The organism is Clostridium cylindrosporum DSM 605, assembly GCF_001047375.1.
GTDB lineage: Bacteria > Bacillota > Clostridia > Clostridiales > Caloramatoraceae > Clostridium_AB > Clostridium_AB cylindrosporum.
Genome location: NZ_LFVU01000026.1, coordinates 199,986 through 212,501 on the forward strand (window position 1 = coordinate 199,986; position 12,516 = coordinate 212,501).

General features: G+C 31.7%; 9 protein-coding genes. 3 read left to right on the forward strand and 6 right to left on the reverse strand.

Features of this window, described 5'->3' with window-relative positions:
• Positions 1-46: 46 nt before the first annotated feature.
• The gene (locus CLCY_RS07900) at positions 47-3,163 is read left to right on the forward strand and encodes an MMPL family transporter (protein ID WP_082141755.1); all 3,117 of its coding nucleotides are present in this window, start codon (positions 47-49) and stop codon (positions 3,161-3,163) included.
• 74 nt (positions 3,164-3,237) lie between these two features.
• Here CLCY_RS07900 and CLCY_RS07905 read toward each other — a convergent pair whose 3' ends face one another.
• Positions 3,238-3,963, reverse strand: a complete 726-nt coding sequence (locus CLCY_RS07905; protein ID WP_048570576.1) for a flagellar motor protein MotB — start codon at positions 3,961-3,963, stop codon at positions 3,238-3,240.
• Positions 3,964-3,980: 17 nt separating this feature from the next.
• Positions 3,981-4,766, reverse strand: coding sequence for a flagellar motor stator protein MotA (gene motA, locus CLCY_RS07910; protein ID WP_048570577.1), 786 nt, complete (start codon positions 4,764-4,766; stop codon positions 3,981-3,983).
• Between the two features lie 516 nt (positions 4,767-5,282).
• Here motA and CLCY_RS07915 point away from each other — a divergent pair.
• The gene (locus tag CLCY_RS07915; protein ID WP_048570578.1) at positions 5,283-7,562 is read left to right on the forward strand and encodes a putative bifunctional diguanylate cyclase/phosphodiesterase; all 2,280 of its coding nucleotides are present in this window, start codon (positions 5,283-5,285) and stop codon (positions 7,560-7,562) included.
• Positions 7,563-7,619: 57 nt separating this feature from the next.
• Here CLCY_RS07915 and CLCY_RS13495 read toward each other — a convergent pair whose 3' ends face one another.
• Positions 7,620-8,177 (reverse strand): DUF2512 family protein, encoded by a 558-nt coding sequence (locus tag CLCY_RS13495; protein ID WP_082141756.1) that lies wholly within the window; start codon positions 8,175-8,177, stop codon positions 7,620-7,622.
• A gap of 213 nt (positions 8,178-8,390) precedes the next feature.
• On the opposite strand from CLCY_RS13495, the gene CLCY_RS07925 reads away from it, so the two are divergent.
• Positions 8,391-10,322, forward strand: coding sequence for an alkyl/aryl-sulfatase (locus CLCY_RS07925; RefSeq protein WP_048570579.1), 1,932 nt, complete (start codon positions 8,391-8,393; stop codon positions 10,320-10,322).
• A gap of 162 nt (positions 10,323-10,484) precedes the next feature.
• Here the strand turns inward: CLCY_RS07925 and CLCY_RS07930 are convergent, their stop codons facing one another.
• The 3 genes from CLCY_RS07930 to CLCY_RS07940 all read right to left on the reverse strand — a co-directional run bounded on the left by CLCY_RS07930 (position 10,485) and on the right by CLCY_RS07940 (position 12,467).
• Positions 10,485-11,066 carry a DUF6143 family protein gene (locus CLCY_RS07930; protein WP_242844956.1) on the reverse strand — a complete coding sequence of 194 codons (582 nt, stop codon included), beginning with the start codon at positions 11,064-11,066 and terminating at the stop codon, positions 10,485-10,487.
• A 139-nt stretch (positions 11,067-11,205) separates the two neighbouring features.
• The gene (locus CLCY_RS07935) at positions 11,206-11,841 is read right to left on the reverse strand and encodes a phosphoribosyltransferase (RefSeq protein ID WP_048570580.1); all 636 of its coding nucleotides are present in this window, start codon (positions 11,839-11,841) and stop codon (positions 11,206-11,208) included.
• Positions 11,842-11,933: 92 nt separating this feature from the next.
• Positions 11,934-12,467 (reverse strand): DUF2512 family protein, encoded by a 534-nt coding sequence (locus tag CLCY_RS07940; RefSeq protein ID WP_048570581.1) that lies wholly within the window; start codon positions 12,465-12,467, stop codon positions 11,934-11,936.
• Positions 12,468-12,516 lie beyond the last annotated feature (49 nt).

Below are 12,516 nucleotides of genomic sequence, written 5' to 3' on the forward strand. Positions count from 1 at the left end.
ATTCACTTAAATTAAAAAGGCAAATTATAGATAAAGGAGTAGAGAGATGAGAAAAATTTTAAAACTACCTTGGGTTGTATTTGGGATATGGATAATAGCCACAGTGCTATTTGCATTTAATCAACCAAATCTTAATAAAATTCTACAGGAGAAGGGACAAGCTACAATAAGTAATGATTCTCCATCTAGCATTTCAACAAAAATGCTAAACAAAATGGGAGAATCAAAGGGTGAATCCCTAATTGTTGTTTTCAATAAATCCAGTAAAATGTCTGATAGTGATATGAAAAGTATTGAAAAAGGCATTAAAAATCTTGATTCGCAGAAGTCACAACTTAAGATAAATAATATAATTGATCCATTTAGTACTCCTGAAATTAAGAAGGAATTAACATCTAAGGATGGAACCACACTAATGGTTCAAGTTACCTATGAAAAGGGAAATAGGGACCCAGAGGTAATTATTAATGAGTTTAATAGTGCCCTAAAGGATGTTAAGGTTTCTCATTATTTAACCGGGGAAATGCCAATAAATCATGATTATAGCACTGCAACAACTGAGGGTGTAGATAAAAGTGCGATTATAACAGTTGGATTTATACTAATCGTACTAATGATAGTATTCCGTTCATTTATAACACCCGCTATATCACTATTTGCAGTTGCTATTTCATATCTATGCTCACTAGGGATAATAGGAATATTAATAGATACTGTTGATTTTCCTATAACTATGTTAACCCAAATGTTCCTAATTCTTATTCTTTTCGGTATAGGTACCGATTATAATATACTTTTATTTAATAGATTTAAGGAAGAGTTAGGAAAGGGATTAAGTATTGATGAAGCTATTGTTACTACTTACAAAACCGCAGGAAAAACAATAATATTTAGTGGTTTAACTGTATTCGTAGCATTTGCTAGTCTTAGTTTTGTACAGTTTCCTATATACCGTTCTGCAAATGCAGTAGCTATAGGAATTGCTGTACTACTTTTAGAGATATTAACATTTACTCCTGTAATAATGAAGTTTCTTGGTAAGAAGTTATTTTGGCCATCAAAAAATGCAGCTGGACACAAGGATAGTAGACTATGGGAAAAAGTTACTGCTACAAGTGTAAAGCATCCAGCTATATCTATGATATTAGTTGCTATAATTATTGCCCCAGTAATATTCTTTAATAGTACAAAGTTATCCTTTGATACTCTTAAGGATTTAAGGCCTGATACTCCATCAGTTAAAGGTTTTAACATTATAGCAGAGAAATTCGGACGTGGAAAGGCAATGCCAACTACGATAGTTATAGAGAATAAAGAGGCTATGAATAACAATGAATATCTTACTGTTATAGATACACTAACGGAAAAGTTAAAGAAGCTAGATGGTGTAGGTCAAGTATCCGGTGTAACACAGCCTACTGGAGAACCAATAGATAACTTTTATACAAATACTCAAGTTAACACCGTGGTAAATGGACTAGACTCTACTAATAATGGAGTTGAAAAGATAAACGGAGGACTTGAGAAGATAAATAGCAGTATGAAGACACCAGACTTTTCAAGTGTTCAAGACCTTTCTAATGGGACAGGTTCCATTGAAAATGGAATGGGAGAAGTAACAAAAGGTCTTGTAAAGATAAATACAGGGATAGAACAAGGTGCAAATGGTGCTGATAAGCTTACAAAGGGTATATCAGAACTTAAATCAGGAGTTTTATCAATTAATAAAGGGTTAAGGTCAATCTCAAGTAACCTAACTAGAGTTGAATCTGGATATAATCAAATAGGAGAAGGGTATAAGTCACTACCTGGTTCTATAGGGCAAATTAAACAGTTAGCAAGTGCTATGCAAGGACAGCTAACAGTTATAGGTGCTAAGCTTCCTGGAGATAAAGATGTAGCTCAGCTTAGTGGACTTATTTCCCAGCTTTCTTCAAGCTTAGATAAGGTATCAGGTGGATTAAGTTCTTTAAATTCAAATTATTCTGAGTTAACTTCAGGGCTTAATAAGCTAAATGATGGACTAAAGGTTATAATTCAAAACACTAGCAGTGAATCACAGTTAGTTAAAGGGATAAATCAGTTAGAAGCAGGTGAAGCTGCCTTAGCAAATGGACTTAGACAAGGAAGTGCAGGTCAAAAAACTGTAATTAGTAGCATGTTACAGTTAAAGGACGGGGCAGGTAAGGTAAAGGCAGGCCAGGAAGCTTTATATACTGGTCTTAATACCTTAAGCGGAGGAATGACAAAGCTTAAGGATGGAATAGGTAAAAGTAGTAATGGTTTAAAATCAGTTAGTAATGGTATAGGCAAAACTAATGATTTCCTAAATCAGCTAACGAATTCAAGATCTTTCTATATACCTAAGGAAGCCTTTAAAGCTAAGGATTTTAATAAAATGTTAGATGCTTATATGTCAAAGGACAGAAAGGTAACTAAGATAACTGTAAGCTTAAGTTCAGATCCATACTCATCAGAAGCTATAAAGGTTATAGGTGAAATGGATAATCTAGTTAAAAATCAATTAAAGGGAACAAAGCTTTCCAAAGCTAGCTACGGTATAGCAGGACCTACTGCAACTACAAATGATTTAAACAACATAGCTAACCATGATATAGTTTTCACACAAATTATAGTGCTTGTATCTATATTTATATTACTAGTAATAGTAATAAGGTCATTCTGGATTCCAGTTTATATAGTAGGATCACTTATGGCTGCTTACTATACTGCAATTTCAGTAACTTCATTCCTAACAGATAAACTGTTTAGTGGTGTAGGTGGAATGTCATGGAATGTACCTTTCTTCTCATTTATAGTAATTGCAGCCCTTGGGGTAGATTACAGTATATTTATTATGGAACGCTATAAAGAATATACTGACCTAAAGCCTACAGAGGCAATAGTTCTTGCATCTAAGAATATAGGTGGAGTAGTTATGTCTGCGGTAGTAATATTATGTGGTACCTTTGCTACACTATATCCATCAAACATACATCTATTAATGGAACTTGCTATTTGTATAATAACAGGACTTGTGGTATTAAGTTTTGTACTACTTCCTATTGCTATACCAGCGTTAATATCTATTAATCATAGGTTGACCACTAGGGAAGAAAAAACTAAAGCTGCTTCTAATAGTAGACAAATATTACAAAACTAAAATCTCAAAATATAAAAGAGTTAAGGAATTACTATGATAATGTAAATCCTTAACTCTTTTTATAATTTATAATTCTACTTATCTTTTTCTTTGTCAGTTGGATGATTACGGACTATAAGAATTTCTACTCTTCTATTTTTAGCCCTTCCATCTGGTGTTGAATTATCAAACTTAGGCTTGTACTCTGCAAAAGCTTGAACTGAGAATTTATTAGCAGGAAGGCCACCTTTAGAAACCATAAACTTCATTACATTTAGAGAACGTGTATAGCTTAGGTCCCAGTTAGAATGGAATTTACTATTACTTATTGGCAGATTATCTGTATGTCCTGCAATTCTTATGTCATTATTAAAACCTTTTATTAAAGTAGAGATTTGGGTAAGTGCAGGATGAAACCCTGTTAGTATCTCTGCATCACCTGAATTAAAAAGTACCGTGTCTTGCATAGAAATCAATAGTCCTTCACCATTAAGTTCTACCTTTACTTTGTCGGCATGTCCACTTTTTTTAATTTCTTCTTCTAATGTACTCTTAACTGATACCATTTTATCCTGTTCAACTATTTGGCTCATTGTAGTATTACCCGGTGTAATTGTACTACCGCTATTTTCAAGAACCCCAGTACCCCCAGCAAAAACAATATTAAATTGTTCAGCGGCTTTTTGAAGTTTTTCCTTATCTACTTGACTCATAGCAAACATAACGATAAATAGTGCTAGTAGAAGAGTAAGCATATCTGCATAAGGAAGTAGCCATGCTTCATCAACATGTTCCTCATGATGCTGTTTTTTCTTGCCCATCGCTAATCTCCTTGTTATTATTCATTACTACTATTTTGTTCTAGTCTTGCTCTATCCTTTGGTTTTAGCATAGTTGCTAACTTCTTTTCAATAGCATTAGGATTAACTCCTTGTTGAATAGCTATAGCGCCTTCAAGGATTATTTGCATTTTATTAGCTTCTACTTGAGATTTTCTCTTAAGTCTAGATGCAAATGGGTGACAAACTACATAACCGATGAATATACCGTAAAGAGTTGCAACAAAGGCTGCTGCTATCATGTGTGCAAGTTTTTCCGTGTCATTTAGGTTTCCAAGGGCACCGATAAGACCGATAACTGCACCTAAAACCCCAAGGGTTGGAGCACTACTACCAGCACAAGTAAAAAGCTGTGCTCCTGCACGGTGTCTATCCTCCATGCATGAAATTTCATCACTTAAAACTTCTCTAACGTATTGTGGATCTGAACCATCCACTATCATTTCTAAGGCTGTTTTCATAAACTTATTATCTACACCCTCTATCATACTTTCTAGGGCAAGTAGTCCATTTTTTCTAGTTTCCTTTGACATATTTACTAATCTTTCTATCAAAGAAACAGGATCATCGCCTTTTTTGTCACTAAAAAGAACTCCTAAGAGTTTACCAGTATTAAGGAATTCCTCCTTAGGGAAAGAGTTCATAACAGCAGCTACAGTACCAACACAGATTATTATCGCTGCAGCAGGGTTTAGAAGTACTGCTACATCTGCACCTTTTACAATCATACCTACAATAACTGAAAGAAGACCTGTAATTAAGCCTATAATTAAAAAGATATCCATAGTTCACCTCTCGAAAATAATTAATATGTACTTAATGAAAATGAAACTTGTAGATATTTATATATATTTGCAAGTTTCTGATATACATATAATAACATAACAGTTATTATATAATAAATAGTGAATATTATAACAATAAAACTATTTACTATAATTTATGAAATACATTTGCTAAAAATTAATTCATTATACTTATAAAGTTACAAGCTACTATATTTATCGTATGATTTAATTTAGGAGATAGAGGCTATAGTTGATAAAATACTATATTAATTTAAGTTATTTATGTAATGATATCGAATGCCTTAGATTTCAAGGGTGTTAAGTGGTGCTTAATATAAAAGTAAAGGACTTACGGTTTTGTGTAAGTCCTTTACTTTTAGAAATTTTAAGATGAATAGTTAATAACTAGGAAAACTATGGAGTATATCGCATATTGTGCATTAAAAATTGTAGAAAAAAATCGATAAATATAGTAGACATTTAGACTAATCTACGTGGGAATAAGGTGAATTTATGAAACTTATTAAGAAGGATATTTGTAAGATAGTAGTTTTATTAGTTGTATTTATTATATATGTAATTGGATTAATATATAAAAATCACCTGATAGGGTATATATTATCTCCTTTAGTTGCTTTTTTTGCAACTTTGATTATATTTAATGTTTATAGAAAAAGTAATAATATAGCTTGGTTAGTTTTGTTACTATCTGGAACTAGTTGGGTGATAGCAGATATGATATGGGGGTATTATGCTATAGCGTTAAAGCTAAAACCACAAGAGTTGTTAATGTTTGATTATATATATATGATCCCAGGATTATTTATATTAGGCTCTCTAATACTATTATTTAAGAATAAAATGGGATATATAGAGAAAGAAAAACTTATAATAGATGTACTTACAATTGTTATACTACTTATAAGTATATTTTGGATTATGATTCTTAAAAGACAGTTTCAACTTAAGCTAAAAACGATTCAAGAAATCATAATACTTATATATATTACAATTGATTTTGCCATAATAAGCGTATTATGTCTGAACTATTTATCATTTAGACCTATTAATGTAAAAGATGATATTCGTTATATATATTTAGGAGCACTTACATATTTTTTTGCAGATATTTGTCTTGAACATCAGTGGATAAATGGTACTTATACCCCAAATTCAATTGTGGACGGAGGATTTATCTTAGCATTTGTTATATTTGCGGTAGGAGGACTTATAGAAACTTCAATTAAAGAAAAAAAGCAAACCTATGAAAAAAACGAAAATAAAGTAGTAAAATCAGTTCAGGTTAACAGCTGGATTATGCTAGGGGTAGTGATAATACTTTATTTACTTGGAGGTCTAGATAACTTGGTGGCTATACTAATGATAGTGGTGATATTTACACATAGGGCAGCAAGTTCATATATTAAGAATCAAAGTATTAATAAAAAGATACTAGAAGAGAAGATAGAAGAGAAGACAAGAAGCCTAAGTGAATCAAATGAAAAGTTAAGTATACTATTACAACATGATTCTATGAGCGGATTATATAATAGAAGGTATTTTATAGAGAAATTAGAAGTGTTAATTTCTGAGAAAAAAGCTGAGGAAGTAATAGCTGTATTATTTATAGATTTAGATAGATTCAAGGCTATAAATGATTACTATGGTCATGATATGGGTGATAACGTACTAAAAATAATATCTAGTAGGCTAAAGTCTATTATGCCAGAAGATACACTATTGGCTCGCCTTGGGGGAGATGAGTTTGTAATTGCAAAATCAGGGATATTTGAGAATAGCAAACTTGAACTATTTGTAAAGAAAATGATTGAAACCTGTAAAGAGCCTATAATAATAGAACCCTATAATTTTAATATTTCTATGAGTGTTGGTATTGCAACTACTGGGATATGCAAATCAGATAGAGGTATATTAATGAAAAATGCAGATATTGCAATGTATGATGCAAAGGAATGTGTAAGTAAAAATTACTCCTTCTATAATCAAGAACTTCATAGAAAAATAGAAAGAAAAAACAAACTAGAATTACTTCTTAAGAGAATATCATTTGATAAAGAGTTTGAAGTTTATTATCAACCTCAATTCAAAACCAAAACAAAAGAGTTAGTTGGAATAGAGGCACTTGTAAGATGGTCTAATTCTAAGGAAGGATCTATATCACCTAGAGAGTTTATACCAATAGCTGAAGAATCAAATCTAATAGTTAAAATAGGAAGTTGGGTTATGAAAAAAGCAATAGAACAAGTATCTAAGTGGAATAGAGATTACAATAAAAGTCTTAGAGTTGGAATTAATATCTCACCGAAGCAAATGGATTCTATTGATTTTGTAAGTAATCTAAAGGAAATAGTAAAAAAAACAGATATGAATCCAAATTTAGTAGATATAGAAATAACCGAAAGTGTTGCTATGGATAAAGGAACAGGTATAAAAAATGTTTTGAATAAGCTTTCTGAAGAAGGCTTTATAATATCTGTTGATGATTTTGGCACAGGATATTCATCATTAGGGTATATCAAAAGATATGATATAGACAGGCTGAAAATAGCAAAGGAATTAATAGATAATATATCTATAGATGAAGTAGAATTTCAAATAGTTGAAGCTATTATAATGATGGCAAGGTCTATGAAGATTGAAACTATAGCTGAGGGAGTAGAAAAAGATTGGCAATTAGAAAGGCTTAGAGATTTAGGGTGTGACGAAGTGCAGGGATATATATGGGAAAAACCTTTAACTGTTACTGAATTTGAAAAGAAATACTTAAATTAAATTTCATGATTATAAGTAAAAGTGATCTATCCAAATGATAGATCACTTTTTAAATAACTATCTATTTATTTCATCCTCATCAGAATCAGAAGGGGTGACATTATTTATACCAGTGTATATACCACTATATATGCCATTCCTTATAGCATTATCAATTTTATCATCTGTACTATTCTTATTTCCTATATTATCAATATCGAAGTCTTCTCCTGCTTCCATATTAAAGCTAGCTCTGTTACTTTGGAATAGGTTAGCATCAGAATTTGGGGCAACTTCCCTATTATTAAGTAGATATTTATGGAAGAAGTATTCTGCCACAGCTATAATAACCCCAAAAACAATATAGCCTGTTCCAGTAGCTCTAAAACCATAGGTGAATAGACCTATAAGATAGGCTGTAAACATAGCAAGAAAACCATCACCTATAGATGCTATTGTATTGCCAAAACTACGAAGAACAATTAAATCTCCTATTACATAACTTATCAAGGTGGCAACTATAGAAACTATTAGTATAGATGTAAAAGTACTAGCACCAAGTAGTGAAAAGGCAATCCAAGTAACTACTAGGGTTATCACAAATTTAATTAATAGTGCTGTTGATGTCTTACTCATTTTATTACCCCTTTCAATATAGTTTATAAGTTCTACTATGAAACTTCTTTAATAAACTTAAAGTTGTTAAATTCTATTTTAAAAGCTTTAAGTTTATTAAAAGTATGTGTAGAAATCTGTAAAATATCCAGATTTCAATAATTTATATATAGTAAGTTGCATATAATTTATAGTTATAAATGAAGAAAAGAAATTCATAAAAAGGGGGATATTATGAATTTTAATCATAACCAAAATGAAGAGATAAGAATTAAAGATTTAAGAAAAAATGCAACATATAAAACAAAGCTTATAAATGAAGAAACATATAAAAAAATAAATTGGGATAAAGTACAAAATGAAAATAATTTAGCAAAGAAAGGAATGCTCCTTAATGCAAACTTACCTGTAATTAAAAGTGAGGACTCTTTAATTCCTGTTTGGGACTTAAGAAGTTATGATTTTTTATTAAATAATGTTATACCTTATACCGTAAATCCAAAGCTATGGATACAAGGTAATCTAAATCTAAATGTGGGACTATTTAAGGTTACAGATAATATATATCAGGTTAGAGGCTTTGATCTTGCTAATATGACATTTGTTAAAGGCGATAGTGGCTGGATTGTAATTGATTGTTTAAGTTCAAAGGAAACTGCAGAAGCAGCCATAGATTTAGTTAATGATTATTTCGGAGAGATTCCTGTTAGTGCAGTTATTATAACTCACTCACATGAGGATCATTATGGAGGAATATTAGGTGTTTTAGGTAGCTTCACCAAAAAGGATGTTAAGATTTATGCTCCGAAAAATTTTATCCATTCAGCTTTAGAAGAGAATGTAAATGCAGGTGTTGCAATGTCTAGACGAGGCATCTATATGTTCGGTGTAGAACTACCTCGAGATAAGAAAGGACAGATTGATGATGGTATTGGAAAAAGGCAATCAACTGGAACAGTAACCTTTACACAAAATCTTTATGAAATTAATGAACAATATGCAGAAATATTAGTTGATGGAATTAAAATGGAGTTTCAACTAGCCTTAGATACTGAGGCACCATCGGAAATGTTTGTATATATACCAAGTGAACGTTCATTATGTATAGCAGAGGATTGCAATGCAACACTTCATAATTTACTAACATTAAGAGGTGCTAAGGTTAGAGATGCAATATCCTGGGCTAAAAGTTTACAAAACGCAATTGACTTATGGGGAAGTAAATTAACTTCTGTATTCGGAGTTCACAATTGGCCTCGATTTGGAAATAAATCCTGCATCGAATACCTAGAAAAACAAAGAGATTTATACCAATATATAAATGATCAAACTTTAAGACTTATAAACAAAGGGCATACAATTGAAGAGGTTGGAAGAATGGTTAAGATTCCAGATAGCCTTTCAGATGAATGGTATAATAGTCAATTTTATGGAACTGTCATTCATAATGCAAAGGCAGTTTATCAAAGATATCTAGGATGGTATAACGGGAATCCGGTGGAGCTAAATAAATTACTTCCAGAGGAATCTGCAAAGAAGTATGTAGAATATATGGGCGGAGAAGATAGTGTTATAGAGAAGGCTAGAAGGTCTTTCTTAGATGGAGAATACCAATGGGTTGCAGAGGTTACAAAGCAAGTGATTTATGCGAATCCAAATAATAAAGATGCAAAAATGCTGTGTGCTGATGCCCTAGAGCAATTAGGATATATTGCGGAATCAGGGCCTTGGAGAAATGAATACTTAATGGGGGCTCAGGAACTACGCTATGGTATTATTCCAATTAAAGGTGAATTTATTTCCTATGACGTGTTAAATAACTTACCTATAGAAGACGTTATTTATCTACTTAGTATACGAATAGAAGGGTATAAAGCTGGAGATCTTGATTACAAAATTAATTTTATTATTCCAGATAGAGAAGAGACAGCTTCAACAGAGGTTAAACGAGGGATATTTAGGTATTTAAATGATAGCCTAGCAGAGGATGCAGCTGTTACTGTTACTATGCCAAAGGAAGTTTTATATAACTTGGCAACAACTAATGAAAAAATAGATAATTCGAAGATATTAGTAGAAGGAGACATTAATAAATGGAATACATTTGTATCTCTAATAGATAGGATAAATCATAACTTTAATATTATGACACCTGTATCTAAATAATTAGTACTATTATGAATGTCTACTTAAAATAAAGTAAGGAATATTCTCTATGAATATTCCTTTTAAATTTAAGATTCTACTTACAAATAGGTTCTTCCCACCAACCAAGTGCTATTGAAGCTTTGGAACTAGAATTAAGTGAATCTATACTAGATAAAAACACTAAAAAGGAACCTCCAGGTGGAAAATAAATTTACCATCTTCTTCGGATACCAGGGTTGAGCCAGGTTGTCCAATTCTAAAGTAAGCTTCATCTCCTCCATTAGGTTCTCCTGTAACATCTTTTGAATACTGAAGTTTTATCCTTGATTTAGGTAAAGGGTGAAGTGCTAAATTCGCAGGGGTTACGAAATTTGATTTATAAGGTACTCCAGGGGGATTCGTATTAAACCAGATTCCAGCACGAAAAGGAGATTCAGATAAATCTGATACAGTCCAAACTGTTACATGTAGGTTTACCCCTGAATCTTTAGGGTTATATAGCCTAGCCCAGGCCCCAGTACATCTTCCAAATGTTAAGTTTTCAACATGACCAACAAAGTATTTTCCTTCTAAAGATTTAGCTAGGCTAATTGGAACAGAAACGTTATAGTCTAGTGAGGGCTTGACTATGCTTGGTTTAATATGATTATCACATTGGTGATGTCTATTATGTTCATGGTAATAATTATCTTCATTATCATATCTATAGGTATCTCGTCTTTCATATTCTCTATCGTAATCATTGTTATAGTAGTTTCCCATAAAATAAACATCCTTTCCTATTATTTTCACATTATAATATGTGATTTACTAAAAAAGGTGCAATTATAAGTATATATCTTAAATGGTGAAGAAAGAGATGACTATCTTAACATGATAATCATCTCTTTCTATAATAAGCCTATTTTGTTTTAAGTTCATCTACTATATTAATAACTTCTTCATCGGTAGTTTGCTGGAAGTTTTCGTAGTATGCCCCAACAGCATAAAAGTCGTAGGGTACTATTAGGCATATAACTTCATCTACAATTTCTTCAAGCTGTGATATTACATCCTGAGCACCTACTGGTACTGCTAGGATAATTTTCTTTGCATTATGTTTTTTAATTGATTCTATAGCAGCTTGTATAGTAAAGCCAGTTGCAATTCCATCATCGATAATTATAACTGTTCTTTTATTTACATCAGGGAAATCTTCATTTCCTTTATATTTTTTCAGTCTTCTTTTAATCTCTTCTGTTTGCTTTGATATCTCTTCACCTAAATAGTCATGGGAGATATTTAGCATATCTAGGTATCTTTCATTAAAAAGATAGGTTCCATCTAAGGAAATAGCACCAATAGCAACTTCTTTATTTTGAGGGGCACCGATTTTTCTTGGTATAATTAAATCCCAGTCGAATCCAAGCCTTTTAATAGTGTCATAGGCTGTTACTATTCCTCCCCTTGGTATAGCAAGAACAATTGGATTATCATCTTTGAATTTCTCAAGAACTACAGAAAGCTTTTCTCCTGCATCTTTTCTATCTATAAACATAATATTAACTCTCCTTAATTTATCCCATAGTCAAAGGTGTTTAATATAATTTAAAAATGGCCTATCCACATGATAGACCACTTTTTAAATAACTATTTATTTTTTTTACGTTGGTTCTTAGTATCCTTATTACAAGATACATTATTTGTATTATTTGAATTACTTGAATGCTCTCTTAGATCTCTAACTATTATATTATCATCAGCACCAAGGTCTTCTCCTGCTTCCATGTTGAAATTCGGCTTTTGATTCTCTAATACGTCAGATTCATATTTGGGGGAAAAGTCTTCGTTTTTAGCCAAGTATGCATGGAAGAAATATTCACCTACAGCTATAATAACTCCAAAGAGAATATAAGCAGTTGCAGGGAATCTAATACCGTATATAACTGCTATAGCATAAGCTGTTAGGATAGAAATAATACCATCACATATACAACCTACTATATTTCCTAAATTACGAAGGATTAGTAAGTCTCCAAGTAAATAGTTTATTATAGTACCCACTACTCCAACTACTAGTACAAATGTAAATGCACCAGTAGCTCCAAATAATGAAAATGCAATCCAAGCGGCTGCTAGTGTTAGTAAAAACTTAATTAATAATGCGGTTGATGTTCTACTCATTTTATTACCCCTTTCAAAGTTGATTTTTAGATTGTAAGGCTAATAAAAG

Coding starts and splice junctions, on each gene's coding strand:
- CLCY_RS07900 (WP_082141755.1), top strand. CDS start 47: ATGAGAAAAATTTTAAAACTACCTTGGGTTGTATTTGGGATATGGATA.
- CLCY_RS07905 (WP_048570576.1), bottom strand. CDS start 3,963: ATGGGCAAGAAAAAACAGCATCATGAGGAACATGTTGATGAAGCATGG.
- motA (WP_048570577.1), bottom strand. CDS start 4,766: ATGGATATCTTTTTAATTATAGGCTTAATTACAGGTCTTCTTTCAGTT.
- CLCY_RS07915 (WP_048570578.1), top strand. CDS start 5,283: ATGAAACTTATTAAGAAGGATATTTGTAAGATAGTAGTTTTATTAGTT.
- CLCY_RS13495 (WP_082141756.1), bottom strand. CDS start 8,177: ATGAGTAAGACATCAACAGCACTATTAATTAAATTTGTGATAACCCTA.
- CLCY_RS07925 (WP_048570579.1), top strand. CDS start 8,391: ATGAATTTTAATCATAACCAAAATGAAGAGATAAGAATTAAAGATTTA.
- CLCY_RS07930 (WP_242844956.1), bottom strand. CDS start 11,066: ATGGGAAACTACTATAACAATGATTACGATAGAGAATATGAAAGACGA.
- CLCY_RS07935 (WP_048570580.1), bottom strand. CDS start 11,841: ATGTTTATAGATAGAAAAGATGCAGGAGAAAAGCTTTCTGTAGTTCTT.
- CLCY_RS07940 (WP_048570581.1), bottom strand. CDS start 12,467: ATGAGTAGAACATCAACCGCATTATTAATTAAGTTTTTACTAACACTA.